The sequence below is a fragment of the Lysobacter sp. CFH 32150 genome (assembly GCF_022758295.1).
Taxonomy (GTDB): domain Bacteria; phylum Pseudomonadota; class Gammaproteobacteria; order Xanthomonadales; family Xanthomonadaceae; genus CFH-32150.
On the sequence record NZ_JALDWJ010000004.1, the window covers coordinates 83,136 to 108,587 of the forward strand.

Annotated in this window: 29 protein-coding genes; 11 read left to right on the forward strand and 18 right to left on the reverse strand. The window is 65.8% G+C overall.

The annotated features are described in order from the left end of the window. Nucleotides 1–5: 5 nt before the first annotated feature. The 6 genes from MO486_RS08470 to MO486_RS08495 form a co-directional block, all read right to left on the reverse strand. Nucleotides 6–305, reverse strand: a complete 300-nt coding sequence (locus MO486_RS08470) for a hypothetical protein (RefSeq protein WP_242906220.1) — start codon at nucleotides 303–305, stop codon at nucleotides 6–8. Continuing rightward, a complete protein-coding gene (locus tag MO486_RS08475) occupies nucleotides 302–865 on the reverse strand; it encodes a sigma-70 family RNA polymerase sigma factor (protein ID WP_242906225.1) in 564 nt (187 codons plus the stop codon). The genes MO486_RS08470 and MO486_RS08475 overlap by 4 nt, the downstream gene beginning before the upstream one ends. Next, entirely contained in the window at nucleotides 849–1,187 is a 339-nt protein-coding gene (locus MO486_RS08480; protein WP_242906226.1) for a DUF6249 domain-containing protein, read from the reverse strand. The genes MO486_RS08475 and MO486_RS08480 overlap by 17 nt, the downstream gene beginning before the upstream one ends. Nucleotides 1,188–1,213: 26 nt before the next feature. Further along, nucleotides 1,214–2,713 (reverse strand): alpha/beta fold hydrolase, encoded by a 1,500-nt coding sequence (locus MO486_RS08485; RefSeq protein ID WP_242906227.1) that lies wholly within the window; start codon nucleotides 2,711–2,713, stop codon nucleotides 1,214–1,216. Nucleotides 2,714–2,775: 62 nt separating this feature from the next. Further along, nucleotides 2,776–3,300: a dihydrofolate reductase family protein gene (locus MO486_RS08490; RefSeq protein ID WP_242906228.1), complete on the reverse strand. Its 525-nt coding sequence runs from the start codon at nucleotides 3,298–3,300 to the stop codon at nucleotides 2,776–2,778. A 33-nt stretch (nucleotides 3,301–3,333) separates the two neighbouring features. After that, nucleotides 3,334–3,849, reverse strand: coding sequence for a hypothetical protein (locus MO486_RS08495; protein ID WP_242906230.1), 516 nt, complete (start codon nucleotides 3,847–3,849; stop codon nucleotides 3,334–3,336). 230 nt (nucleotides 3,850–4,079) lie between these two features. On the opposite strand from MO486_RS08495, the gene icd reads away from it, so the two are divergent. Next, nucleotides 4,080–5,408, forward strand: coding sequence for an isocitrate dehydrogenase (NADP(+)) (icd, locus tag MO486_RS08500; protein ID WP_242906231.1), 1,329 nt, complete (start codon nucleotides 4,080–4,082; stop codon nucleotides 5,406–5,408). 106 nt (nucleotides 5,409–5,514) lie between these two features. On the opposite strand, the gene MO486_RS08505 is transcribed toward icd, so the two are convergent. Further along, nucleotides 5,515–5,697 (reverse strand): hypothetical protein, encoded by a 183-nt coding sequence (locus tag MO486_RS08505; RefSeq protein WP_242906232.1) that lies wholly within the window; start codon nucleotides 5,695–5,697, stop codon nucleotides 5,515–5,517. 130 nt (nucleotides 5,698–5,827) lie between these two features. On the opposite strand from MO486_RS08505, the gene aceK reads away from it, so the two are divergent. Continuing rightward, complete coding sequence (aceK, locus tag MO486_RS08510; protein WP_242906235.1) at nucleotides 5,828–7,567, forward strand: bifunctional isocitrate dehydrogenase kinase/phosphatase; 1,740 nt, start codon at nucleotides 5,828–5,830, stop codon at nucleotides 7,565–7,567. A gap of 100 nt (nucleotides 7,568–7,667) precedes the next feature. Here the strand turns inward: aceK and MO486_RS08515 are convergent, their stop codons facing one another. From MO486_RS08515 to MO486_RS08525, 3 genes are read right to left on the reverse strand one after another with little or no spacing between them, the layout of a single operon-like run. Next, complete coding sequence (locus MO486_RS08515) at nucleotides 7,668–7,967, reverse strand: antibiotic biosynthesis monooxygenase (RefSeq protein WP_242906236.1); 300 nt, start codon at nucleotides 7,965–7,967, stop codon at nucleotides 7,668–7,670. 20 nt (nucleotides 7,968–7,987) lie between these two features. Then, a complete protein-coding gene (locus MO486_RS08520; protein ID WP_242906237.1) occupies nucleotides 7,988–8,299 on the reverse strand; it encodes a hypothetical protein in 312 nt (103 codons plus the stop codon). A 15-nt stretch (nucleotides 8,300–8,314) separates the two neighbouring features. Next, entirely contained in the window at nucleotides 8,315–8,509 is a 195-nt protein-coding gene (locus MO486_RS08525; RefSeq protein ID WP_242906238.1) for a hypothetical protein, read from the reverse strand. Nucleotides 8,510–8,618: 109 nt separating this feature from the next. Here MO486_RS08525 and MO486_RS08530 point away from each other — a divergent pair, with 109 nt between their 5' ends. Genes MO486_RS08530 through MO486_RS08540 form a run of 3 tightly spaced genes read left to right on the forward strand, consistent with a single transcriptional unit; the run spans nucleotide 8,619 to nucleotide 10,970 of the window. Next, nucleotides 8,619–9,539 (forward strand): LysR substrate-binding domain-containing protein, encoded by a 921-nt coding sequence (locus MO486_RS08530; protein ID WP_242906243.1) that lies wholly within the window; start codon nucleotides 8,619–8,621, stop codon nucleotides 9,537–9,539. Nucleotides 9,540–9,562: 23 nt separating this feature from the next. Then, on the forward strand, nucleotides 9,563–10,435 hold the full coding sequence (locus MO486_RS08535) for a methyltransferase (protein WP_242906245.1): 873 nt from the start codon (nucleotides 9,563–9,565) through the stop codon (nucleotides 10,433–10,435). 1 nt (nucleotide 10,436) lies between these two features. Beyond that, nucleotides 10,437–10,970 carry a pseudouridine synthase gene (locus MO486_RS08540; RefSeq protein WP_242906248.1) on the forward strand — a complete coding sequence of 178 codons (534 nt, stop codon included), beginning with the start codon at nucleotides 10,437–10,439 and terminating at the stop codon, nucleotides 10,968–10,970. 60 nt (nucleotides 10,971–11,030) lie between these two features. Here the strand turns inward: MO486_RS08540 and MO486_RS08545 are convergent, their stop codons facing one another. Further along, on the reverse strand, nucleotides 11,031–11,978 hold the full coding sequence (locus MO486_RS08545; RefSeq protein WP_242906250.1) for a DMT family transporter: 948 nt from the start codon (nucleotides 11,976–11,978) through the stop codon (nucleotides 11,031–11,033). A gap of 142 nt (nucleotides 11,979–12,120) precedes the next feature. Between MO486_RS08545 and MO486_RS08550 the strand changes: the two genes are divergently transcribed. After that, nucleotides 12,121–13,230, forward strand: a complete 1,110-nt coding sequence (locus MO486_RS08550) for a hybrid sensor histidine kinase/response regulator (protein WP_242906252.1) — start codon at nucleotides 12,121–12,123, stop codon at nucleotides 13,228–13,230. Here MO486_RS08550 and MO486_RS08555 read toward each other — a convergent pair. Together MO486_RS08555 and hrpB are read right to left on the reverse strand one after the other, a co-directional pair. Next, nucleotides 13,223–13,609: a hypothetical protein gene (locus MO486_RS08555; protein WP_242906253.1), complete on the reverse strand. Its 387-nt coding sequence runs from the start codon at nucleotides 13,607–13,609 to the stop codon at nucleotides 13,223–13,225. The genes MO486_RS08550 and MO486_RS08555 overlap by 8 nt on opposite strands. A gap of 88 nt (nucleotides 13,610–13,697) precedes the next feature. Then, nucleotides 13,698–16,199, reverse strand: coding sequence for an ATP-dependent helicase HrpB (hrpB, locus tag MO486_RS08560; protein WP_242906255.1), 2,502 nt, complete (start codon nucleotides 16,197–16,199; stop codon nucleotides 13,698–13,700). A gap of 128 nt (nucleotides 16,200–16,327) precedes the next feature. On the opposite strand from hrpB, the gene MO486_RS08565 reads away from it, so the two are divergent. Further along, a complete protein-coding gene (locus MO486_RS08565) occupies nucleotides 16,328–17,125 on the forward strand; it encodes a TatD family hydrolase (RefSeq protein WP_242906263.1) in 798 nt (265 codons plus the stop codon). Between the two features lie 6 nt (nucleotides 17,126–17,131). On the opposite strand, the gene MO486_RS08570 is transcribed toward MO486_RS08565, so the two are convergent. The 5 genes from MO486_RS08570 to MO486_RS08590 form a co-directional block, all read right to left on the reverse strand. After that, nucleotides 17,132–19,945 carry a serine/threonine-protein kinase gene (locus MO486_RS08570; RefSeq protein WP_242906265.1) on the reverse strand — a complete coding sequence of 938 codons (2,814 nt, stop codon included), beginning with the start codon at nucleotides 19,943–19,945 and terminating at the stop codon, nucleotides 17,132–17,134. A gap of 3 nt (nucleotides 19,946–19,948) precedes the next feature. Beyond that, nucleotides 19,949–20,503 carry an ECF-type sigma factor gene (locus MO486_RS08575; protein ID WP_242906267.1) on the reverse strand — a complete coding sequence of 185 codons (555 nt, stop codon included), beginning with the start codon at nucleotides 20,501–20,503 and terminating at the stop codon, nucleotides 19,949–19,951. Nucleotides 20,504–20,690: 187 nt separating this feature from the next. Beyond that, a complete protein-coding gene (locus MO486_RS08580) occupies nucleotides 20,691–21,596 on the reverse strand; it encodes a DUF2167 domain-containing protein (protein ID WP_242906269.1) in 906 nt (301 codons plus the stop codon). Between the two features lie 120 nt (nucleotides 21,597–21,716). Continuing rightward, entirely contained in the window at nucleotides 21,717–22,526 is an 810-nt protein-coding gene (locus MO486_RS08585) for an ABC transporter permease (RefSeq protein WP_242906271.1), read from the reverse strand. Next, nucleotides 22,523–23,494 carry an ABC transporter ATP-binding protein gene (locus MO486_RS08590; protein ID WP_242906275.1) on the reverse strand — a complete coding sequence of 324 codons (972 nt, stop codon included), beginning with the start codon at nucleotides 23,492–23,494 and terminating at the stop codon, nucleotides 22,523–22,525. The genes MO486_RS08585 and MO486_RS08590 overlap by 4 nt, the downstream gene beginning before the upstream one ends. A gap of 108 nt (nucleotides 23,495–23,602) precedes the next feature. Between MO486_RS08590 and MO486_RS08595 the strand changes: the two genes are divergently transcribed. The 4 genes from MO486_RS08595 (at nucleotide 23,603) to MO486_RS08610 (ending at nucleotide 25,426) form a co-directional block, all read left to right on the forward strand. Beyond that, nucleotides 23,603–24,355: an FAD-binding oxidoreductase gene (locus MO486_RS08595; RefSeq protein WP_345779206.1), complete on the forward strand. Its 753-nt coding sequence runs from the start codon at nucleotides 23,603–23,605 to the stop codon at nucleotides 24,353–24,355. 122 nt (nucleotides 24,356–24,477) lie between these two features. Beyond that, on the forward strand, nucleotides 24,478–24,642 hold the full coding sequence (locus MO486_RS08600) for a hypothetical protein (protein WP_242906282.1): 165 nt from the start codon (nucleotides 24,478–24,480) through the stop codon (nucleotides 24,640–24,642). A gap of 3 nt (nucleotides 24,643–24,645) precedes the next feature. Next, nucleotides 24,646–25,221 (forward strand): hypothetical protein, encoded by a 576-nt coding sequence (locus MO486_RS08605; protein ID WP_242906283.1) that lies wholly within the window; start codon nucleotides 24,646–24,648, stop codon nucleotides 25,219–25,221. Nucleotides 25,222–25,228: 7 nt separating this feature from the next. Beyond that, nucleotides 25,229–25,426, forward strand: a complete 198-nt coding sequence (locus MO486_RS08610; protein ID WP_242906286.1) for a helix-turn-helix transcriptional regulator — start codon at nucleotides 25,229–25,231, stop codon at nucleotides 25,424–25,426. Nucleotides 25,427–25,452: the final 26 nt, after the last annotated feature.

Consider the following 25,452-nt stretch of genomic DNA (forward strand, 5'->3'; position numbering starts at 1 on the left):
TAGCGTCAACGCGAAGACAGGCCCGACTCGGTGCCGATCCACGCAAGGCCGCACAGGGTCGCCAGCAGCAGCGCGGCGACGATGGTGCCGGGTGTAATCGCAAGATCGGCGGATGCTGGTGACAGGATCAATGCGATACCGGCGAGCGCCGTCGCCACCACGCCCGCACCGATCAGAGCGAAGCGCCGGCGACGCTGCTGCCGCTCCATCCTGATGACGAGTGCCGACGTAAACCCAAGGTCCGGCAGTGGCGCCACTTCGAGTTGCTGGCGCAGATAGGCATCGAGTTCATTGTCGGCGTTCATGTCGACTCCCTGGAATAGGTGGCTGCGTGCGCTTCCTGCAGTTTCAGGCGTGCCCGGCGGATCAGCGATTTCACCGTGCCCAGGGGCAGTTGCATGGCTTCGGCGATCTCCGGATGCGCGAGTCCGTGCCGGTAATGCAGCACGATGGCGGCGCGTTCGTCCGGACGCAGCAGCGCCATCATCCGATCGAAGAGCTGGTTGTCGGCGAGTCGTTCGCCGGCGTCGTCGGGCGCGTACAGCTCGTCCGGCAACGGCACGTGCATGACCTGGTGTCCGCTGCGTTCCTGGGTGATGAACAACTGATACGCGATCCGGAACAGCCAGCTCAAAAACCGTCCGCGCGCCTGGTAACCACCGATGTTGCGGTACGCCTTCCAGAACGTGTCCTGGGCGAGGTCATCGGCGCGACTCCAGTCGTTGCCGGTCAGGCGCCGTAAAAATTGCCGCACCGCGGACTGGTGCAGGCGCACGAGTTGCGCAAAGGCCGCGTGGTCGTCATGCGCGACCACGCGGCTGATCCACTCGGACTCGCGATGCCCGATGTCAGTACGAGCCGTCATCCAGCTTCCTGAAAAGCAGGTAAGCCGCACCGATCGCCACCGGGACGAAACCGATCTTCCAGGCCGGGCCGCCGAAGAAGAACGTCACCACCGACCATGCCAGCCCGATCGCGATCAACAGCAGGCCACGGCGCAAATCCTGGCTGCCCCGGGGGGCGAAACCGGCGGAGCGGAACAACGCATCGCCGGACACGCCTTGGTCGATGAGCTTCTGCAGCGTCTTCTGCTGTTCGATCTTGAGCCGTCCGGACACATAGACGACGACGGACAGGACCAGCGACATCCCGAGGATGCCGGCGATCACGATGAGGGTCTGTTGCATGTCGTGCTCCCAGGGAAGGTTTGGTCTTATCGCTCCGGCGCGGACGGGAGTTCCACTGCGGACAGGTCCACTGTATCGGGGAACTGCACGCGTTTGCCGGCAAGGAAATCGCGCAGCAATCCGCGCATCGGCGGCCAGCGCGCGTAGAGGTTGTAGAACGCGCTGTGTCCACGGCCGACGACCTCCACCAGCTGGCTGTTGCGCAGCGTGGCGGCAACTTCGCGCGCGTTCTCGATCGGCGTCGACATGTCCCAGGTGCCATGGAAAAGCACGGTCGGGATGGCGGAGACCACAGGTGCGCGGAACGACGCACCGAGCTCTTCGCTCGGCCACAGATCGCACAGCGCCGTGTATTCGAAGTTGATGTCGCCGAGCAGGGACGTGGCGGGATCGTTGCGATAGCGCTCGCGGCGCGCATCGCTGATACCGGACGCGCAATCCATCGAGTAGTGCATCGGGTCCTGCAGGCGCAGGTTGCGACGTGCGAGCACACTGCGGGCCGCGATCGCATAGTCGCCGCGATCCATCGCCAGGATCATCTCCGGCCACGCCCCGGGCGCCTTGTGGCGGCCCGCGTCGCGCCCTGCGATGTGCCGTACGACCGTAGCATCGACCACGACGCGCATGGATTCCGCGCCCTCCGTGACGGTGACGGTTTGCGGTGCCGACTCGAACCGCCCCAGCACCCGCGCCAACACCTGCAGCAAGCCGCCTTCCGGAATCCGTCCGGCTAACGCGGGATCGCGCTCGGCAGCGTGGGCAATGCGCTGCAACGTGGCGAGCCTACCTGCTGGATTGTCCCAGGTGTGGTCCGGCCCTTCGATGCCGAACAACACGGCGCGGTCGACGGCTTCGGGATACTGGCGCATGAACTGCAAACCCAAATGCGAGCCGTAGCTGCCGCCGACCAGGGTCACCTTGGCGTAGCCCAGGGCCTTGCGCAGCGCATCGACATCGGCGGCGTTCTCGACGGTGTTGTACGCCGCAAGATCGATGCCCTGCGCCAACCAATGATCGCGACATGCGGTCAACAAAGCGCGCATCGCAGTGCGCAAGACGGCAGGACCCAGCGCCTGGTCGACAGGCAGCTGCGTCGTCTGCGGACACTCCATCGCCGGCAGCGCGTGGCCCCCGCCGCGCTGGTCGAACACGACGACGTCCGCGATGGTTCGATAGAAGGCGATTTCCTGGAAAGACTCGGCGTTCTCCACCCGTTCGAGCCACGACGAACCCGGACCGCCGGCCAACAGGAAAATCGGCGCCGCCGGCTGCGACGCGGTGGACTTCAGCCGGTAGTACGGAATGGTCACCCGGCGCGCAGTCGGCCGTTTCCGGCTCTCTGGCACCTGCAGCGTGCCGGCCTCAACCTCGACGCGCGAACCATCGTCTATGACAACGGTTTTCGACGCGGACGTCAGCGCCGGCTCACCCGCCGACGCCACGGATATCGCCCACGCACACGCCCACAACAGCAGGTACCGCAATCGCAGACCCATCGCGCTCTCCGGCTGGAACGATCGCGGCATGCGACCGGTTTCCCACAACAGAACGCCGGACGAGGCGCTATGGATTCATCGGTTGCGCGCGCTCACGCGCCAACCAGGTACTCGCTCTGGACCAGGCCGCTCGGATAATGCCGTGTCGCCACGTGACGGAGTCGTATGTCGTGTGGGAGCGCGCCGAAAAGGGGGATGCCTGCTCCGATGAGCACGGGCACGCGCGTGATGATGAGGCGTTGGATGAGTCCCGCGCGCAGGAATCCCTGGATGGTGATCCCGCCGTCGATGTAGAGATGCCGGGCGCCACTGGCAGCGAGCTGCGCCGCGATCTCCGCCGGGGGCCCGCCCATCTGCTCGACCACGCCTCCGCGCACCTTGGAGACATCGACGGGGCGACTGCTCAGGACCACGACGCGCTTGTCGCCGTAGGGCCAGGCATCAAAGGACAACACCGTTTCGAAGGTCTTGCGACCGATGACGATCACGTCGACGCTGGCGATGAATTCGTCGTAACCGTGAGGCTCGCCGCCGCCTTCGGGCAGCCAGTCGAGCGCGCCGTTCGGTCGCGCGATGAAACCGTCGACGCTGGTACCGATAAAGACAGACGCTGCCATCGTCGCCTCCTCACCAACCGCATAGTCAGGCGGTCACTTGCGCTGCGCCGATCGCGCCAGAAGTATCAGGAAGACTGCGAGCACCAACGCCGACACCAGCAGCAGTGCAATCAAACTTCCCACGTACGCGGGGATCACCGACGCGCGCAACCCGCCCACAGCACCCGCGGCCAGGCAGACCGATGAAACTATGAGCAACAGGGCAACGGTAGAAGGGAACCACCGAATGCGGGGAGGATATCCCCCGCGGGTCAAGCGCATGCCCGTGTGGACCATCACCCATGCAAACATGCCGATGTAGAGGGACGCAACGGCACTGCTGGCCCTGTACACGAATGCTTCCGACCAGCCGAAAAGAGCCAGCCAGAGCGGGAGCAAGGCCAATACCAGCGCTCCAATGCTTGCCCCGAACATCCAGAACAAAGACCAGATGTCCCGCGGGTGCCAGCCATCGGGGGCGGCGATTCTGATCGCGGCGACAAGGCCCGAGAATCCGGCGAGCGCGACGGCGACCTGCGCGATGGCGATAAGAATGTCTGATGTGGGCATCCGCCTACCCCTGGCGGCGGTCGCTGCGCGCAGAAGTGGTACGGATCGCCATGGCAGTACCCGCAAGGTCGGGCAACGCCCGCGTCACCACTAGCAACGCATTCCAGCCGTGATTACGGCCCGGACACGGTGCCGGCTTTGCCCGAAAGCGCGTGAACCGCGACAATGGCGGCTTCGCCGTGCCGACCCCCGCGCGCGGCTTCAAACGATCGTCTCGCACGGAGATTCGCATGGCAGATTTCACCCCCACCCCGCCCGCCAGCGGCGCCAAGATCAGCAAATCGCCGACCGGCCTGAATGTTCCGGATCGCCCGATCATCCCGTTCATCGAGGGCGATGGCACCGGCCCGGATATCTGGCGTGCGTCGGTGCGCGTACTCGATGCCGCGGTCGCCAAGGCTTACGGCGGCAAGCGCAAGATCGAATGGATGGAAGTCCTCGCCGGCGAGAAGGCGTTCAACGCCACCGGCAACTGGCTGCCCGACGCCACCGTCGATGCCTGCCGCGACTACATCGTCAGCATCAAGGGCCCGCTGACCACGCCGGTCGGCGGCGGCATCCGTTCGCTCAACGTTGCGTTGCGACAGATGCTCGACCTGTTCGTGTGCCTGCGCCCGGTGCGCTGGTTCGAGGGCGTGCCGTCGCCGGTGAAGAAGCCGGGCGACGTCGACATGGTGATCTTCCGGGAGAACACCGAGGACATCTACGCCGGCATCGAATTCGAACCGGGTTCGGCCGATGCGCAGAAGGTGCTGGATTTCCTGCAGAAGGAATTCCCGAAACCCTTCGACAAGATCCGCTTCGGCACGCAGGCCAAGACCGACGCGTGGAACAAGGAACTCGAAGCCATCGGCGCGCCGCATCGCACGTTGCCGGTGCAGGTCGGCGTCGGCATCAAGCCGGTGTCGTACCTCGGCACCGAGCGCCTGGTGCATGCGGCGATCAGCTATGCGATCGAGAACAAGCGCAAGTCGGTCACGCTGGTGCACAAGGGCAACATCATGAAGTTCACCGAAGGCGCGTTCCGCGACTTCGGCTACCAGGTCGCCCGCGATTATTTCGGCGCGGTGGAACTTGATGGTGGCCCGTGGCACGTGATCCCGGAAGGCAAGCCGGGCGCGGGCCTGGTGATCAAGGACGCGATCGCCGATGCGTTCCTGCAGCAGATCCTGCTGCGTCCGCGCGAGTACGACGTGTCCGCGACGCTCAATCTCAATGGCGATTATCTGAGCGACGCGCTGGCCGCGCAGGTCGGCGGCATCGGTATCGCGCCGGGGGCCAACATCAACTACGTCACCGGCCATGCAGTGTTCGAAGCCACGCACGGCACCGCGCCTAAGTACGCCGATCTCGACAAGGTCAATCCGGGTTCGGTGATCCTGTCCGGCGAGATGATGCTGCGCTACATGGGCTGGACCGAAGCGGCCGACGCGATCATCGCGGCGATGGACAAGGCGATCGCCTCCAAGCACGTCACCTACGACTTCGCCCGCTTGATGGACGGCGCGACCGAGGTGAAGTGCAGCGAGTTCGCGGATAAGTTGATCGAAGTGATGTAACGACGCCGCGACAGGCGGTGCGACGAAGGCCCGGCATGCCCGGGCCTTCGTTTTTTAGCCGGAGGTGTTCGCGAGAGCGCTCAGGCTACGCGATCGTAGTCGGACATCAGGCACAGGATGTCCTTTTCCTCCTCGAAACATCGCCATCATCGTCGTTGCTGGCGATGCGCAAGTCGGGCAGGAACGATGCCGCGCGGCGGCCATAGCGGCAACCGAACGCAGGTTCGCGGTACGAACCCGCCACGTGGCGATGTTGTTCTTGCAACCACTGGCTCTTGAATAGACGCATGACTTCACTCCGTGGGGCCAGGCTCGTCCTGAGCGCCGCGCACGATAGGCGGCCTGCGTGACGCCGCGACGCAATCGGTCTTGCAGTTTCATGTCATCCAGCCCCGCAGCCGGCGCCGTAGACTGCCGTCATGCCGTCGTCCCGATCTTTCGTCGCCACCGATCCCGCGCAGCGCGCAGCGGCGCTGATCCACGACGCCTTCGACGATTACACCGCGCGCTTTTCCGATATCACCCGGCGTGCGCGGCGACGGTTCGAGCGACGCGACTGGCGCCTGGCGCAGGTCGATGCGGTCGCTCGCATCGATTTGTCCGAGGTCTGCCTCAAGGAAACCCTGGAGCGGCTGGAGCGGCTGCTCGATGAACGCCTGCGTTCGCGTCCGTTCTGGGCGCTCATCCGCCGGGCCTACGCCGAGCGCATCGCCACGCTGCCCGACCGCGAACTGCTGAAGACTTTTTTCAACTCGCTGTCGCGACGCTTCTTCCTGACCCAGGGCGTGGTACTCGATGTCGAGTTCCATGCGCTGGAGATCGAACCGGCCGGGGATCCCACGTGCCCCGGCGAGCTGGTGGGCTATCCCGCGCAACGCGATGCCGCAGCGCTATGGCGCGCCATCCTCGCCGATCGTGCGTTCGCCAATGGCTACGCCGATCTCGCCGGCAGTGCAGCGGCCATCGCGCAGACACTGCAGGCACGCCTGGCCGCGCAGGACGATGCGATCATGGGCATCGATCTGTTGCGCACCGTGTTCTATCGCGAGCATCGCGCCTACCTGGTTGGGCGTGTGCGTGGAATGCATCGCTATTGGCCGTTGGTGGTGGCGCTGATCAGCGACGCCGATGGCGTGCGCGCGGATGCGCTGCTGACGGATTCGGGCCAGGTCTCGATCCTGTTCGGCTACGCGCGTAGTTATTTCCATGCCGACCTCGCGCGGGTCAGCGACACGGCGGCGTTCCTGCAGACGCTGCTGCCGCACAAGCCGCTGGACGAGTTGTACACCGTGATCGGCCGCGCCAAGCACGGCAAGACCGTGCGCTACCGGCAGGTGTTCCGGCACCTGGCCGAGCATCCGCACGAACAATTGGTACGCGCCGCCGGCGAACGCGGCATGGTGATGTCGGTGTTCACGCCGCCGCACTATCCGGTGGTGTTCAAGCTGATCCGCGACCGCTTCGCCGATCCGAAGGACAGCACGCGCCGGCAGGTCGAGGAAAAGTACCGACTGGTGTTCCGCCGCGACCGCGTCGGCCGGCTGATCGATGCGCAGGAATTCCATCGCCTGCGGTTCGACGCGCGCCAGTTCGCGCCCGACCTGCTCGATGAACTGCTGCGCGAATGCGCCGAGACGGTGCGGCTCGACGGCGAGCATGTCCACGTCGCCCACTGTTATGTCGAACGCCGGATGCGGCCGCTGAACCTGTACGTGCGCGAGGCCACGCCCGAAGCGGCGCTGCGCGCGGTGCTCGATTACGGCCAGGCGATCAAGGACCTGGCGCGCAGCAACATCTTCCCGGGCGACCTGCTGCTCAAGAACTTCGGCATCTCGCGCAACGATCGCGCGGTGTTCTACGACTACGACGAGTTGTGCCTGCTCGAACAATGCCGCTTCCGCGCCATCCCCGTGTTGCGCGAGGAAAACGAGACGCGACCGCTCGACGAGTGGCTGTACGCCGCGCGTGATGACGTGTTCCCGGAACTGTTTCCGTCGTTCCTCGGCCTGCCCGCGCCGCTGCGCGCGGCCCTGCTGCGCGAGCACGGCGAGCTCTTCGATCCAGCCTGGTGGCGTGAAATCCAGGCGCGGCTACGCGCCGGCGAATACCTCGATGTGCCGCCGTATCCGGCTTCCGCGCGCTTGCCCAAGGGCGTGTAGGGGCGGCTTATAGCCGCGAGCTGTTGCAGCTCGCCTGAGGCGGCAAACGCTCGCGGCTATAAGCCGCTCCTACGTCCCATATCCCACGTAACCCCAGGGGCTAATCGATCAGCGTGTAGTGCTGCACCGTAGGCTCGAACTCGAGCAGGAACTCCACGTCCTCCGGGTAGTACTTGGCCCGCGCGATATCGCTGCCTGCGAACGCCGCGATCGCCTCCAGCGATTCCCAGTGCGTCAGCGTGATGAAGTGCGTCACTGCCCCTTCATCGCGCCGCAGGATGTACGCCGCCAGGTTGCCGGGTGTGGCGCGGTAATCCGGCAACGCGCGTTCGCGCAGGAACGCCAGGTAAGCGTCCGCCTTGGCGGCCGGGGTGGTGCCATGCCAGAGGCGTGCGATCACCGGACGTTCCTACCGCGACTTCAGTGGCAACCGAGCGGTTCTTGCCGCGCGAACTTCAGTTGCGCCGGTTGCGGACGCGTTGCCGACGACTTGCCAAACCTCTGTTCCGACGCGATGCGGTTGCCGTAGGTCTGGCCGTAGGTTTCTTCCTCTTCGCCGACGCGCGAAGTGATCGAACCGAGGCCACCGAGGTACAACAGGCTCTTGAAGAAGTTCATGTTCTCGCTCCACTGCGAAATCGGGGGTGCTGACGGACGCTCACCCAGTTCGATCGCCAGTTGCGGGTCGGCGACGTACCCGTGCAGGAACAACAAGCTTTTGAAAAGGTTCATGACGATCTCCTTGGTTCAGCGAATCGCGATCCAGGGCGCGGGGCGCCACAAGGGAATGGCGCGTCGCGCGGCTTCGGTTTCCTGATCCCGGTCCTCGAGCTGCGGCACCGATTGAACGCGACCCGCACCAACAGTCTGGGTGGACGGATCGGACCAACCGCCATCCAGCGGATGCCCGTTCAGCGACAACAATTGAGTCCAGATGTTCATGTGATGCCTCGGTGTCTCTTGAGTAACATCGAAGATAGGCGCATGCTTCGCCTTTGAAAATCGCTATTTCGGCAAGCCTGACTTGAATCTAATTCAAACCTGAGTCGTCATGAGCCGCCCCCCGCTCCATGCCCTGCAAGGCTTTGTCGCCACCGCCCGCAGCGGCAATTTGTCGCGCGCTGCGGAGACGCTGCACCTCACCGTCAGCGCGCTCAGCCACCAGATCCGCGGGCTGGAGGAACGGCTCGGCCAGCGCCTGTTCGTGCGCAATGCGCGCGGGGTGACGTTGACGGTCGATGGGCGCCAGTTGTTCGATCGCATCTCGCCGCATTTCGATGCGATCGAACAGGCGCTGCGCCCGTTCCGCGCGCGCCGCGACGACGTACTGACGATCACGCTGATGCCTTCGTTCGCGTCGAGCTGGCTGGTGCCGCGCCTGCCGCGCTTCCTCGCCGCGCATCCGCAGGTCGAAATCAACCTGCAGTCGACCATCGCCGTGGTCGATTTCGAACGCGATTCGCAGATCGACGCCGGGCTGCGTTACGGCCCCGGAACATGGCCTGGATTGCAGGCGGTGCATCTGTTCGACGACTTCATGACGCCGACGGCGAGCCCGGCGCTGATTGCGCGCCTCGGCATGCCGACACTGGAAACGCTGGGCTCGTACCCGTTGCTCGGCGCACCCGGTGGGCGCTGGAGCGAGTGGTTCGCGCAATTCGGCGGCACGCCACCGAAACGTTACGTCGCCAACTTCGATGATGCCGAAACGCTGCACCGCGCCGCGGCCGAAGGCCTCGGCATTGTGCTTGGACGGATGACGATGAGCCGGCCGATGGTCGAGGCCGGACGCCTGGTGGCCTTGTTCGATGCGTGCCTGAAGGCCGAGTACGCGCATTATCTCGTGTTCCCGCCGCGTTCGGAGGGCCACGCGGGGCTGGCTGCGTTTCGCGATTGGCTGCTTGCAGAAGCGCGTGCTTACTTGCAGCCCGATGGTCGTGGCAAGGTGAAGGCTTCCGACCGACGGAAATGATCCTCCTCCCAAAGGAATTGCATATGCGCGCACTGATAACCTTTGTCCCCATCGCATTGACGACCGCATTGCTTGCGGCCTGTGCCTCGACGCCGTCCGTCTCCACTGGCAGCGATGCTGCCGTCACGACGATGCCGGTGGCCGAAGCGGATGCCGCACTCGGCGCGGCCATCGCCGGCACCTGGCGCGATGCCAGAAACAGCGCTCGCGACGTGTACCGCCATCCGCAACAGACGCTCAACTTCTTCGGTGTCGAACCGACGCAGACCGTCATCGAAATCACGCCGGGCGGTGGCTGGTACGCCGAGATCCTCGCGCCCTACCTGCGCGATGAGGGCCATTACATCGCCGCGGTCTGGGACGACGCCATCCCCGGCCAACCCAAGTACCGCTACGACTTGAACAAGACGCTGCGCACCAAGTTCGCGGGCAACGCCACGGTATACGGCACGCCTGAGGTGCGCGTGTTCGATCCGAAAGCGCCCGGCTTCGGCGCTGCGAATTCTGCCGACACCGTGCTCACCTTCCGCAACGCGCATAACTGGGTCAGCGACGGCAACGCCGAGGCCTATTTCAAGGCGTTCTTCACTGTGCTCAAGCCCGGCGGCACGCTGGGCGTGGTCGATCATCGCGCCAAGCCCGGCACCACTCTCGATGCGATGAAGGACTCCGGCTATCTCACCGAAGCGCTGGTGATCGAACTCGCGCAGGGTACTGGCTTCGTGCTGGACGCGAAGAGCGAGGTCAACGCCAATCCCAAGGACAGCGCCGACCATCCGAACGGCGTGTGGACGCTACCGCCGACCAACCGCCACGATGCGACGGATGCGGCCAAGTACCAGGCGATCGGCGAGAGCGATCGGATGACGCTGCGGTTCAAGAAGCCGGCGGGCTGAGTTGCTGATCGCCTTCAACAAACCTTATGGCGTGCTGTGCCAGTTCACCGACCGCAGCACGCCGCCGCGGCGCACGCTGGCGGATTTCGCGCTGCCGGCCGATGTGTATCCGGCCGGCCGGCTCGACTACGACAGCGAAGGCCTGCTGTTGCTCACCGACGACGGCGCGCTGGCGCACCGGCTGACCGATCCGCGCCACAAGCAGCCGAAGACCTATTGGGTGCAGGTGGAAGGCGAGCCGCGCGACGAACAACTGGCGGCGTTGCGCAATGGCGTCGAGCTCAACGACGGCATGACGCGCCCCGCACAGGCGCAACGCGTCGAGACGCCCGCGATATGGCCACGCGATCCGCCCGTGCGGTTCCGCAAGACCGTGCCGGATGCGTGGCTCGCGCTGACGATCAGCGAAGGGCGCAATCGCCAGGTGCGGCGGATGACGGCAGCGGTGGGGTTGCCGACGTTGCGCCTGGTGCGCGTGACGGTCGGGCCATATCGGCTCGATGCGTTGGCACCGGGTGAGTGGCGCCATTTGTAGGGTGGCTTCAGCCCACCGCTAGCTGTGCCGGTGGGCTGAAGCCCACCCTACGCACAACCGCTATTCGCGGTCGTCGGTCGGCAGTGGTACCGAATTCGCCGCGGGCCGTGCCAGCAACAACACGCCACCGAGCACCAGTGCCGTGCCGCCGATCTGCAGCGCCGTGATTGGTTCACCCAGCAACCAGCCGCCGAGGAACAACAGCGACACCGGCCCCAGGGCCGAGAGTTGTGCGACCTGGCCAGCGCCGATGCGTGCCACCGCGGCCATGGTGAAACTCACCGGCAACACCGTGCAGAACACCGCGTTGACCAGCGCCAGTGCATACGCCGGCGCGGGCAGGTGCAACAGGTGGGCGGGATCGCGCGCGAGCAGGTAGTGGACGCCGGTGGCGGCGGTCGAGACGATCATCGCGTACGCCACCAAGCGCAATGCACCGATGCGCACGATCAGCTGGCCCGACACCGCGAGGTACATCGCATACGCCAATGCTGCCAGCAGCACCAGCGCGCTGCCGAACAGCACATGCTCGCCTTCGATGCGCAGGCTCTCGGCGAATACCAGCGCCACGCCGCAGTAACTCAGCGCCAGCGCGATCCATTCGCGCCGCGCCACCTTGCGCGCGAATGCGAACACGCCCAGCAGCAGCACGAAAGTCGGGTTGAGGAACAGGATCAGCCGCTCCAGCGACACCGGCACGTATTGCAAACCCCAGAAGTCGAGCAGGCTCGACAGGTAGTAACCCAGGACGCCCAACACCACGATCAGGCCGAGGTCGCGCCGCGTGATGTGCAGCCCGCGCTGGCGTGCGCGCCGCGTCTCGCGTACTGCAAGCACGGCGAACAACGGCAATGAGAAGCCCATGCGCAGCGCCATGACATCGAGCGCATCCAGCCCGTAGCGGTACTGGTATTTGGCCAGGATCGCCTTGGCCGAAAACAGCACGGCACCGGCGGCGGCCAGCGCGAGGCCAAGGCGCTGGTTGGCACGAATGGAGGCAGGAGACACGGGGATTTTGCAGCGGGAAAGCGCCCTGCATGATAGCGGAGCTGGTGGTTTTCCCCTGCGTCGGTGGGCATTGCTTTCTGCTACCGTCAGTCGTATTCATGCAGGTGTACGCCCGGCTGGAGGCTCGGCGCGCACTGGAAAGATGACAACGCTTATGACCATCGCCAGCAGCACGGGAAGGATCCTCGTCGTCGACGACCAGCCAGCCAACCTGCGGGTGGTGGCTGCGCTGCTGTCGCGCCATGGTTACGAGGTGCTGTCGGCCGGGACTGGCGCCGAGGCGCTGCCACTGGCGCAGCAACATGTGCCGGACCTGGTGTTGCTGGACATGATGATGCCGGGCATGGACGGCTTCGCCCTGCTCGCCGCGCTCAAGCAGGACGACGCCCTTGCGGCGATGCCGGTGGTGTTCCTGACTGCGGCGCATGACCGCGACCTGCTGCTGCGCGCCTTCGATGCCGGTGCGGTCGATTACGTCACCAAACCGTTCATGCCAGAGGAGCTGCTGGCACGGGTTGATGCGCACGTCGGCCTGAAGCTGGCCCGCGACCGGCTTGAGCGCGTCGCACGCGAGCGCCAGGAACTGGTCAACCTGGTTGCGCACGACCTGAAGAACCCGTTGAGCAGCGTGCTGTTCGCCAGCGACATGCTGTTGCACAACGGCTGCAAGCCCGAACGCATCCCACGTTACCTGCAGATGATCCACGACAGCGCCGGTGATGCGCTCGGCTACATCCGCCGCTATCTCGAAGCGCAAGCGCATGCGGCCGACGCGAGTGCGCAAAACCAGGCCACGGTCGCGCTACGCGAAGTACACGACTGGTTGATCGGTCGCTACGAATTGCAGCTGGAAAGCCGCGGGATGCGCCTGAGTTCGATCCTGCCCGAGCACTGCGGCAGGGTCGCGATCGACGGCTTGGTGTTGCGCCAGGTCGCGGAGAACCTGGTCAGCAACGCGATGAAGTACGCCGCGCCCGGCGGCGAGCTGCATCTGGAAACGCGCCCCGGTGCACCCGGTTACTGGCAATTGCGGGTGCAGGATCGCGGCGAGGGTATTCCTGCGGCGCGGCAGCGCGAATTGTTCCAGCCATTCGTGCGCCTGCACGAGGGTGGCGATGGCAGCGGTCTCGGCCTGTCGCTGGCACGACAGATCATCGTCAACGCCGGCGGCAATCTCTGGTACGAAGATCGCGACGGCGGCGGCGCGTGTTTCGTCGTCGAATTGCCGGAAGCGGCGCCGCTGACTACGTAGTCGCTTCGTGCTCGCTGCTACGCGCCGGCGTCTTGCGCGACCTAGCGGCGCTGCTGTGCGATTTGCCGTGACCGTTGCTGCCGACGCGCTTCGCCGTCACGCGCGTGGCGCTGCCTTCGAGTGCCTCATGCATTTCGCGCTGCGCGCGGCGTCTGGCCAGGTACCAGAGCAGACCGGCACCGGCGACTGTCGCGACCGTCGCTACCGGATGGCGGCGCACGAACGTGGTGGCCACGCGCGAGCCGGTCTTCAGCGCGCCGAGTGCGGCCCCCGTCTGCAACCACTTGCCTGCGTTGTCCGGCACCGCCTGCTTGAGGCCGTCGCCGACCTGGCTGACCAGTGCCAGCGCGCGATCCTGCAGCGAATTCAGTTTGTTCATCGTGGCGCTCCTCAACCGCGAACGGCATGTCGACGTCAGCAGTGTCGATGCGCGCACGTTCAAGCGACGTGATGCTGTTACTTGGCACTCACGTCCCGCGCGGCTTGGCCCGGTGCGTGGCGGTGGCCGACCAGGGATCGTCCGGCCACGGATGCTTCGGGTAACGGCCCTTCATTTCCTTTTTCACTTCCGGATACGTCCGGTCCCAGAAGCCCTTCAGGTCCTGGGTGATCTGCAACGGCTTGCCGCCGGGCGAGAGCAGGTGCAGCGTGAGTGGGACGCGACCGTCGGCGATACGCGGCGTATCGGCGAGGCCGAACAGTTCCTGCAGCTTCACCGCCAGCACCGGCGCGGCGGCGCCGTCATGTGCATCGAAGGCGTATTCGATGCGGCGCTCCATGCCCGAGGGCACGACGATGCGGGTCGGCGCGAGTGCATCGAGTTGCTGTCGTGTCGACCAGTCGAGTCGCGACTTCAGCGCGTCGGCAAATTCATTCTCGCCGAGCGCATCGAGCCGGGTCTTGCCGGCGAAGGCGGGCAGCAACCAGTCGTCGAGCGTGGCCAGCAAGGCGTCGTCCGACAAATCGGGCAGGGCGAGGTCCGGCAGCCACTGCTGCAACGAGCGCACGCGGGCGCGCCATTGCGACAGGGTTTCGCTCCACGGCAGCACGTCGAGTCCGAGTCCGCGTACCGCATCGGTCAGCGCCCGCGCCGCCTGCGCCGGATCGACGCGGCCGGCAGGTTTCGTCTCCAACACGATGCCATCGAAACGACGTTCGCGTTGCGCCACCAGCGCGTGGCGCGTGGCGTCCCAGCGCACGGCGTCTTCCTCGACGAAGCGCTGCGGGAAATCGCGTTGCAGACGCGATTCGTCCAGCGGTGCGCCGCGCAACAGCAACGCATCCTTGGCTTCGAAACGCAACTCGCTCGCGACCAGCCACGGCTCGCCGTACAACGCGCTGTCGTCGAACACGCGCAGCATGCGGCCGTTGGCGAGTTGGTAGCGGCGCGGGTCGCTGGCGTGCTGGTGTGCGATGCGATCCGGGAAAGCGTGCAGCAGGAGGTCGCCGAGCAGATGCGCGGGTGCCGATGCTGGCGGTGAGGCATCGAGCCGCAGTCGTCGGCGCCACTGTTTCGCGGCAGCATCGATCGCCGCCAATGCCGAACGACTCGCGTCCGTCGGCGATCGGCCATTGCGCCACGCGGCCAAGGCCTGCCAGCGTTCGGCCACGGCATCGCTGCGACTGCGTAACGGGTCGCGCGCTTCGAGCAACGCGGCGAGATCGCAAGCCAGCGCGCGCTCGCTGTCGTGATGCGGCGCCAGCAGCATCGCCGCCAGGCGCGGATGCGTGCCGAGCGCGAGCATGCGTCGGCCCAGTGGCGTGATGGCGTGCCTGGTGTCGAGCGCATCCAACCGCACCAGCAGATCGCGCGCCGCGGCCAACGCACCGGGCGGCGGCGCATCGACGAAGCGCAACGCTGCGCTGCCCCAGGCAGCGAGTTCCAGCGCGAGCCCAGCCAGTTCGACCTGCGCGATTTCGGCGCGACGTTGCGGCTCCAGCCGTTGCGATTGCGGCCACAGGCGATACGCCCAACCGTCGGCGACGCGACCGGCACGGCCGGCGCGCTGGTCGGCGGAGGCCTGCGAAATGTTCACCACGTCGAGCCGGGCGAAACCGGAATTCGGGTCGTAACGCGGTTCGCGCGCGAGGCCGCTGTCGATCACCACGCGCACGCCGGGCAGGGTCACGCTGGATTCGGCGACGTTGGTCGCCAGCACGATGCGGCGGCGGCCGTCTGGATCGGGTTGCAATACACGTGCCTGCTGTTCGACCGGCAACTCGCCGTGCAGGGTGAGCACGTCGACATCGGCTGCGACGGCATTCGCCAATACGGCTTCCACGCGCGCGATCTCGCGCTGCCCCGGCAGGAACACCAGCACGTCGCCTGGATGTGTTGCGAGCGCATGCTCGATCGCGCGCCGTGCCTGCGGCTCCAGCGCTTCATCGCGACGCGCGGGGAAGTGCGCGATCCCGACTGGATAACTGCGTCCCGCACTCGATAGCCGCGGTGCATCGAGGAACCGCGCCAGCCGTTCGCCATCCAGCGTCGCCGACATCACCACGATGCGCAGGTCCTCGCGCAGACCCGCCTGCACGTCGAGCGCGAGCGCGAGGCCGAGGTCGCCGGCGAGGTGGCGTTCGTGGAATTCATCGAACAGCAACGCGCCGACGTTTTCCAGCGACGGATCGTCCTGCAGCATGCGGGTGAGGATGCCTTCGGTGACCACTTCGATCCGCGTCCGTGCCGAGATCTTGTTGTCGAAGCGGATCCGGTAACCCACGGTGTCGCCGACCTGCTCGCCGAGTTGCCGCGCCATGAAGCCGGCAGCGGCGCGCGCCGCGACGCGGCGTGGCTCCAGCATCACGATCTTCCTGCCGGCGAGCCAGTCGGCGCCAAGCAGGGCCAGCGGGACCTGCGTGGTCTTGCCAGCGCCCGGCGGCGCTTCCAGCACCAGCCGCGTGTGCGTCGCGAGCGTGGCGTGGAGTTGCGGCAGCAGCTCGTCGATGGGGAAGGCGGGGCGGTTCACCCGCGCAAGGATACGTGTCCACGCCCGTCCTGTAGGAGCGGCTTATAGCCGCGAGCCTTTCTGCCACAAGCTCGCGGCTATAAGCCGCTCCTACAAAAGCGGCGAGAGGCGATTGCTAAACTGCACGCATGCAACTGCTCGACATTGGCGCCAACCTAACCCACGACAGCTTCGACCACGATCGCGACGCGGTGCTGCAGCGCGCGCGCGATGCGGGCGTGGCGCAACTGATCGTCACCGGCGCCAGTCGCGAGCATTCGCCCAAGGCGCTCAAGCTCGCACAGCAGCATCCTGGTGAATTATTCGCCACCGCCGGCGTGCACCCGCACCACGCCAACGAGTACACCGCGGAATGCGATGCCGAGATCCGTGCGCTGCACGCGCATGCGGAAGTGGTCGCGGTCGGCGAATGCGGGCTGGATTATTTCCGCGATTTTTCGCCGCGGCCGGCGCAGCGGCGCGCGTTTGAGTTGCAGCTGCAGATCGGCGTCGACACCGGCAAGCCTCTGTTCCTGCACCAGCGGGATGCGCATGCCGATTTCATGGCGATGATGCACAACTTCGAAGGCCGTCTCGGGCCGGCCGTGGTGCACTGCTTCACCGGCACGCGCGAGGAACTGTTCGATTACCTCGACCAGGACTGGCACATCGGCATCACCGGCTGGCTCTGCGACGAACGCCGCGGCCAGCACCTACGCGAACTGGTCAAGCACATCCCCGCCAACCGGCTGATGCTCGAAACCGACGCGCCTTACCTGTTGCCGCGCACGGTCAAGCCCGCACCTTCGCACCGCCGCAACGAGCCGATGTACCTCGCCCATATCGTCGAGGAGCTGGCGCGCGATCGGGGCGAGGACGTTGCCGTCACCGCGGCCAACACCACGGCGACCGCGCGCGCGTTCTTTCGCCTGCCGGCCTTGCAGTAGCAGGCGTCAGCGTGACGCGATGGGCCTGGCGATGGCGCGTTCGAGCAGCATGCGCGTGCGGCCGGGAACGTTGGGTTGCAGCAGGGCGGTGGCGACTTGCCCACGCAGGGCGCCGCAGTCCTTGGCGCTGCGCTTGCAGGCGACCTCCGCCAGCACGGCCAGGCCCTGCGAGTAACAACGATGGCTGCGACCCAAGCTGGCCTCGATCTCGGCCAGCGCGGCGCGCGCTTCGCTTTCGGCGCGCGCGCCTTGCCCCATGTCCTGCAAGACCAGGCTGCGGTTGCTGCGCATCGCGCATTGGCTGCTGGCGCTGTTGTCCTGGCCCGCATACATGGCCAGCGCTTCGTCGTAGTGCTTCAGCGCTTCGCGATACGCGCCGGTTTCCCGTTGCAGCTGGCCGAGCCTGCCCAGCGCGGAGGCGGTGTTCGACGACGCGCCGAACAGGTCGCGATACGTCGCCAGCGATTGTTGCGTCAGGCGTAATGCCTCGTCGCGCAGGCCCAGCTCGGCCAATGCTTTGGTGTAGTTGCCCAGGCTGATCACGGTCGACGTGCCGCGCGGTCCGTACAGCGCCAGGTAGAGGGCGTGGGCGCGGCGATGGGCTTCGCGCGCCTCGGCATAGCGGCCTTCGTTGAAATGCAGAGTGCCGAGATGGCCCAGGCCCAGCGCGACCCGGCCATCGCGCGGGCCGAACACCGCCTGCGCCTGCGCCAGGTATTCCTGGAGCAGCGTGAGCGCACGGGTGTTCTGGTCGGCGTTGGCATTGGCCTGGGCGAGGTACAGCAAGGTCTGCAGGGTTACGCCGTTGGCAACCGGATAGATGCGCTGCTGCAGGGAATGGGCGCGCTCGAGCATCGCAATGCCGCGCTGCAGGTCGCCGTTGCGCTCGTAGGCGTGTCCGAGCAATGCGTAGGCGTGGATGGTGTCGGCATGGGCCTCGCCGTGACGCCGGCGTCGCAGCGCCAGCGCATGCTGCAGCGGTTCGATCGAGGCGGCGTAATGTTTCTCGCGCATTTCCACCTCGCCGCGCATCAACCAGACTTCATCGCAGTGCTCCAACTGCAACGCGGGTTGGCGGCAAAGGGCCTCGGCTTCCGTGAGGTGCGCGCTGGCTTCCTCGTAACGGTCCTGCTCGGCAAGCCGGCCGGCTAGTTCCGTCAGCACGCCGGTCAATTCCGGCGATGCCGGGCGGTGCCGCCGCAGCAGGATGACGGCTTCCGTCAGCAGTGCTTCTGTCCGCTTCGGGTCGGGTGGCGTGAGTTGGTGCGACACCGCACCCAATGCAGCCAGCAGTTCCCCGACTTCGCCGCTGTCGCTGCCGAAGAGGCGGCGGCGTGCTTGCAGCGCCGCGACATACAGCTGCGCGGCCTGATCGTAGTTGCCGATGCGCTCGGCGACCTTGCCCAGGTTGAGTTCGACGCTGGCCAGCAGCGCCGGTTGCCTGGCCAATTCGGTCTGCGCGCGGTTGGCGGCGGCGGCGATGATTTTTCGTCGATCGAGTTCGCGCGCGTCCTCGGTGGCCGGTGCCAACACTTCCAGCACGCTGTTCAAGTAGCCGAGCTGCGCCTGCGATTGTTCCGCCGCCAGTGTCGCGCGCGCCGCTTCGGTGCGGGCGATACCGGCCTGCCACAGGATGCCGCCGAGGCCCGCCAACAGGACCAGCACCAGCGCCGCGCAGGCCGCCATCGCCCATCGGTTGCGGGCGATGAACTTGGTGGCCTGATAACGCCAGCTTGGCGGTTGCGCGCGTACAGGGCGCGCGTCGAGCCAGCGCCTGAGATCGTCGGCCAAGGCTTCGACGCTGGCGTAGCGCGCTTCGGGCGCGGTGGCCAACGCCTTCATCACGATGACGTCGAGGTCGCCGCGCAACACGCGCGCGCGTTGCTGTCGCTCCGCTTCCGGCACCGCGGTGTTGCGCTGCAGCGCGCGCGAAGGCGGCAGTTCCGGCCCTGCACCATGGTCTGCGCCAGGTGCGCGCGAGCCCGTGCCGGCCAACACGCGATACAGCAATGCACCGATGCCGTACACATCCATCGTGGTCGCCGCGGGCGCACCCACGAACTGTTCCGGCGCCGCATATTCGGGCGTCAACGCACGCAATGCCGTGACCGTGTGTTGGTGGTCGACATCGTCGACCAGCCGCGCGATGCCGAAATCGAGCAGGTGCACGTGGCCGTCGTCGTCCACCAGGACGTTGCCGGGCTTGATGTCGCGGTGGATGACCAGGCTGCGGTGCGCGCTGGCGACGGCCTCGCACACCAGCAGCAGCAGTCGCACGCGCGCCGCCGTGTCCAGTTCGCGCGCGTCGCACCAGGTGTCGATGCGATCACCTTCGACCCGGGCCATCGCCAGCCAGGGCGTGCCGTCGGCCGCGACGCCGGCGTCGTACAGCGATGCGATGCAGGGATGGCGCAACCGCAGCAGCGCTTGTTGCTCCTGCAGGAAGCGTTCGCGGCCTTGTCCGGCCAAAGCGCCCAGCGTCAGGACTTTGACGGCGGCGACTTGTCCCGTCGCGCCTTCGTCGGCGACGGCGCCGTACACCACGGACATGCCGCCACGGCCGATTTCCTCGAGCAACCGCCAGCGACCGAGGCGCCGTCCGACCAGCGCATCGCGCACCAGGGCGATGCGCACCGTCGGCAACGGCGATTCGAGCACGCCATCGCCGGTGGTATGCGCCGCCAACAACTGCTCCACGCGGCGGCGCAGTTGCGGCGTCAACGCGACCAGCCGGGCGGTGCGCTCTGCATCCGGCAAATCGAGGAGCTGATCGAAGATCTGGTCTGCGGCCTGCCAGGCCGCAAGCTCGGCCGCATCCATGGCTCAGGCCTCGGCCAGTTGCGCGTACAGGAACGCGCGGGCCCGCGTCCACTCGCGCCGGACCGTGCGTTCGGAGCATTGCAGCAACTCGCCGAGCTCGACGAAGTCGAGGCCGGCGAAGTAATGCAACTCCACCACTTCGCGCTGGCGTGGGTTGATCAGATCCAGCGCATCCAGGCCTTCATGCAGCGCCAGGACTTCAGTGCTTTCGGTGTCGGCCACCAGGCGCTCGCTCAGGGTGATGTGGGCAACGCCGCCGCCGCGCTTGTCGGCGTTATGCCGCCGCGCCTGGTCGACCACGATCCAGCGCATGGCCTTCGCCGCGGCGGCAAAGAAATGCCTACGGCTCGTCAACGACAGCGGCTGTGACGTGATCAGCCGCAGATACAACTCGTGCACCAGCACGGTGGGCGAGAACGTCGATTCGTGGCCACGCAACTTCGATGCCGCCAGCTTGCGCAGTTCCGGATACAACTGTTCGAACACTGCAGACAACTGCTCCGGCTTGCCGGTCTCCGCCTGCAGCAGCAGCCTGGTGATCTCCCCGTCGCTCGCCATCGCTCCCCCGCCCCTGGGCGTCCCGCCCGTGCATCCATGCTAGCCCAAGCGGGGAGCGCCGCAAGCGCGTGAACGTGAACGCGAGGGTGATGCCGGCCCCACGGCGATGGCGCCCTGCGTGAATGAATGAAATGAATGAAAACGGCCCGCACAGGCGGGCCGTTTTTGTCGTGCCTTTGGTGAGCACTCAGCTAACCGTCTTGCTGCGGTCCTTGTTGCCGGTGAAGAAGCCGAAGATCTTCTTGGCGAACGCGGCGATGACCAGCACGATCGGGATCAGCAGTTTCTTCAGGCCGAGCAACAGCAGGCCCAGCTTGCCGAACAGGCCGGCCTTGGCGGCGATGCCGCCGCCGATCAGCGCGGCCAAGCCGTAAGCGGCGACCTTGTCGGTCTTGGCATCGTAGTCGGCGTAACGCGAGCCGCTGTCGAACTCGACCATGGGCAACAGGTTCTGCATGCCCGCCTGCACGTCGCCGAGTTCGCCCATGCCGGCGATGGCGCTGAGGCTGAGATAGCCTTTGCGGCCAAGCACGCGGATGTCGTAGTTCAGCGTGCGTCCTTCGCTGCCCTCGAACTGAAGTTCCTTCGCCCAGTACAGCTTCTTGCTGGCCGCGTCGTAGCGTGGCGGCGCGGCCCAGCCTAGTAACTCCACGGTGCCGTAACCGGCTTCCTTGCGCGCCGCGTTCTCGTCCTTGGTTTCGCCCTGCATGTCCTTGAGCAGATCGTCGTAATCGATCTTGGCAGCGTCCTCGTCGGACACGTAGCCTTCGTCGGAATAGGTGACCACGACCGCCCACGAATTGTCGGCGAGCACGCCGCGGCCGCGCGGCACCACCATGCCGAGCACGCTGTCGTCCGGCGGATTGCCCCACAGTTGTTCAAGTACTTTGCGTGCATCGGCCGCTTCCAGGTAACGGAAGTCTTCGCCAAGCTTGAAGCGCGCCTGCGCACCCGGCACCGCGATTTCGCCATCGCGCCAGTTCAGCGATGCGACCAATGCCCGCGCCTGCTTTTCGCCTTCGCTTTCGGCTTCCTGCGCGTACGCGCCACCCGCCACGGCCAGCAGGCCGAGCAATATCCATTTCAACGACATTGGTTTGATCCCCGAAGCGGGCGTCCCCACGCCCTCGCCGCAAGTCTCGCGTGCGGATGGTGAAAAGCGCAAGTCCGTCGCACTTTTGCAGCAGCCGCTATTGCCTCGCTGTGTCCTCGATCAGGAGCGCAACCCCACACCGCGCTTGAGCAACCACAACCCCACCGCCGCCAGCACCGCGACGAAGCCCAGCATCAACGCATACGCCAGCCACAGCGGCACGTCGCTCACGCCGAGCAGGCCGTAGCGGAACGCGTTGACCATGTAGAAGATCGGGTTGAGGTGGGTCGCGGCTTCGGCCCAGTCCGGCAGCAGCTTGACCGAATAGAACACGCCGCCGAGGTAGGTCAGCGGGGTGAGGATGAAGGTCGGGACGATGGCGATGTCGTCGAACTTCTTCGCATAGACGGCGTTGACGAAGCCGGCCAGCGAGAAGATCGTCGCGCCGAGCAGCACCGTGGTGAACGTCACGAACGGATGCGGCAGCCGCACCTTGGTGAACAGCATCGCGATCAGCAGCACGATCGCGCCGACCATCAACCCGCGTAGCACGGCACCGGCGACGTAACCGCCGAGGATCACCCAGTTCGGCATCGGGCTGACCAGCAGTTCCTCGACGTGGCGGCCGAACTTGGCGCCGAAGAACGAGGAGCTGATATTGCCGTAGCTGTTCTGGATCACGCTCATCATCACCAGGCCGGGGACGATGAAATCCATGTACTTGATGCCATCCATCTCGCCGACGCGCGAACCGATCAGGCCGCCGAAGATCAGGAAGTACAGCGTCATCGTGATCGCCGGCGGCACCAGGGTCTGGCCCCAGATGCGCAGGATGCGGTTGACCTCGCGACGGACGATGGTCGTCAGCGCGACCCAGTTGCGTTGCGGGATGGTGAGTTCGCTGCCTTTGGATGGTGTGCTCACGCTCATGCCGCCTGCTCCCGCTTCGCCGCTGCTTCGTCGCCGGTCAGGCGTACGAACAGTTCTTCCAATCGATTGCTCTTTGTTCGCATCGAACGCACCCGGATGCCGGCATCGTTCAACGCGTCGAACACGCGGTTTAGGTCCATCGCGCGCGGCATGTCGAGATCGAGGGTGTGGTCATCCATGGCGTGCATCGTGGTGCCTTCGATGTTCGGCAGCGTCGCTGGCAAATGTCCATCGATATCGAACAGAAAACCTTCGACGTCGAGCTTGGCCAGCAGCGCCTTCATCGGGCCCTGTTCCACGATCGTGCCGCGGTCGATGATGGCGAGATTGCGGCACAGGCTCTCGGCTTCTTCGAGGTAGTGCGTGGTCAGGATGATCGTGGTGCCGGCGGCGTTGATTTCCTTCAGCGTCTTCCACATGCCGCGGCGGATCTCGATGTCGACGCCGGCGGTGGGTTCGTCGAGGATCAGCAGGCGCGGCTTCGTCATCATCGCCCGCGCGATCATCAGCCTGCGCTTCATGCCGCCCGACAACGTGCGCGACATCATCTGCGCCTTGTCCCACAGCTGCGCCTCCTTCAACACCTGCTCGGCGCGCGCTTCGGCTTCGGCGCGCGGCACGCCGTAGAACCCGGCGTAGTTCACGCAGATGTCGAAGGGCTTCTCGAACATGTTGAAGTTGATTTCCTGCGGCACCAGGCCGATCAGGCGCATCGCCGCGCTGCGGTCGCGACTGATGTCGACACCGAAGACCTGCACTTCGCCGCCGCTCTTGTTGACCAGGGAGCTGGCGATGCCGATCAGGGTCGATTTGCCGGCGCCGTTGGGGCCGAGGAGGGCATAGAAGTCGCCAGGCTGCACGGCCAGCGAGACGCCTTTGAGCGCCTGTACGCCGTTGCCGTAGGTTTTGCGGAGGTCGCGTACGGAGAGCGCGGGAACGGTCGCGCCAGGGGTCGAATCGAGGCTCATGCCACACCTGTGGCCGCGGGAAGTGCGGCGAAGCCATTAGTATAGGCGGCCCTGTGGCACCTTCTCCGCCACGCTGTGTTGCAGTTTTTTCAACCAAAATATCGCCCCGTGGCCATCATCCACTTCCCGCTCAAGCTCGTCTCGCGCCGCATGCTGGCGCCGACCGTTGCGCACCTTTCGTTCGTCCGCGACGACGGCCAGCCGCTCGATTTCATCCCCGGGCAGTTCGTGCAGGTGCACTTCCAGTACGCGGACGGCACCGCGACCAAGCGCAGTTATTCGCTGGCGACCATCCACGACCACGCGCTGGGTCCGGGTGAAGCGGTGGAGATCGCGGTGAGCTATGTCGCCGGCGGCGCGGCAACGGCATTGTTCGAGAGCCTGGACCTCGATGGTCGCATCGACGCCAGTGGCCCCTATGGTCGCTTCAGCCTGATGCCGGGCGATGCGAACAAGCGCTATCTGCTGATCGGCACCGGCACCGGCGTCACACCGTACCGGGCGATGCTGCCGCAGATCGAGAAGCTCATCAGCGAACGCGGCATCGAAGTGGTGCTGCTGTTCGGCGCGCGCACGCCAGTGGAATTGCTGTACGGCGACGAGTTCCGCGCTTTCGCCGATGCGCATCCGAATTTCCGTTTCGTGCCTTGCTTCTCGCGCGAGTTGCCGGCCGATCCGCATGCCGATGTGCGCCACGGCTACGTGCAGCAGTTCCTTGCCGAGTTCGCGCCGGATCCTGGAACCGACATCGCCTATCTGTGCGGCAATCCGAATATGGTCGACGCCTGTTTCGAGACGCTGAAAGGCTTCGGTTTGCCGGTGCCGCAGATTCGCAGAGAGAAATACGTCAGCAGCAAATAAGCGGTGTCGAATCGACGCACGCCGGGCGGATTGCCGTACCTGCCTGTAAAGGACGCTTGACAAGCGGATTTTGTGCCCTGTATCGTCCTGTCAAGGATGCTTGACACATCCAGGAGCCCATCATGAACAATCCCAAACAACTCAAGGGTGCCGGCTTGGCTTTCCTCGGCTGCGGCATTGCGTTCCTCGCGGTAGCACTGGCTACCGGGCAAAGCACGTTCATGGCATTGGGCCCGGCGTTCATCGCACTGGGCGTGGTGTTCCTGGCCAAGTCGCGGCAGGCCTGACCGATGGCGCTGCAAGCCCCGATGCGTTTCCTGATCGCCGGTGCGCTCTGCGCCGGCATGGCTTTCGCGACACCACGGGTGTGGCCGGTGCCGGAGACGGTCTCCGGGTTCCTGTATGGCATCGCAGTCGGCTGCGTGTTCGCCGCGCTGCTGCGCTGGCGCCTGCCGGCGCCCTGCGACACCGGCACGCCCGCGCTGCGCAGCCGCTACATGCGCGAGTTCATGCCGGCCATGGTCGCCTATGTCGTGCTGCTGTTTGCATCGGTGTTGTTGCTAAAGCGCGTCGACGAACTGGGCCTGCGCGCGCTGATCGCCTTGTTGCCGGTGCCCGCCATCGGCATGGCGTTGCGCGCGATCGTGCGTTACATCCGCGATGCCGACGAACTGCAGCAGCGTATCGAACTGGAAGCGGTCAGCATCGCCACCGCATTCGTTTCGTTGCTATACCTGGCCGGCGGCTTCCTGCAATCGGCGAAGGTGATCGACATCCCCGCCAGCGCGGCGATGATCTGGGTGTTTCCGCTCGTCTGCGTCGTCTACGGCCTGGCCAAGGTGGCGGTCTCGCGCCGCTATTCGTGAGCCGACGATGCTGAGCCGCGTGCGCGAATTGCGGGAGCGCCAAGGTTGGTCGCAGGGCGAACTGGCCGAGCTGCTCGCTGTGTCGCGGCAGACGGTCAACGCGCTGGAGACCGGCAAGTACGACCCGAGCCTGCCGTTGGCCTTCCGTATCGCGCGGTTGTTCGGCAAGTCGATCGAATTCATCTTCCTCCCGGATGGCGAATGAGACACGCCGAATATCCACCTGTTGCC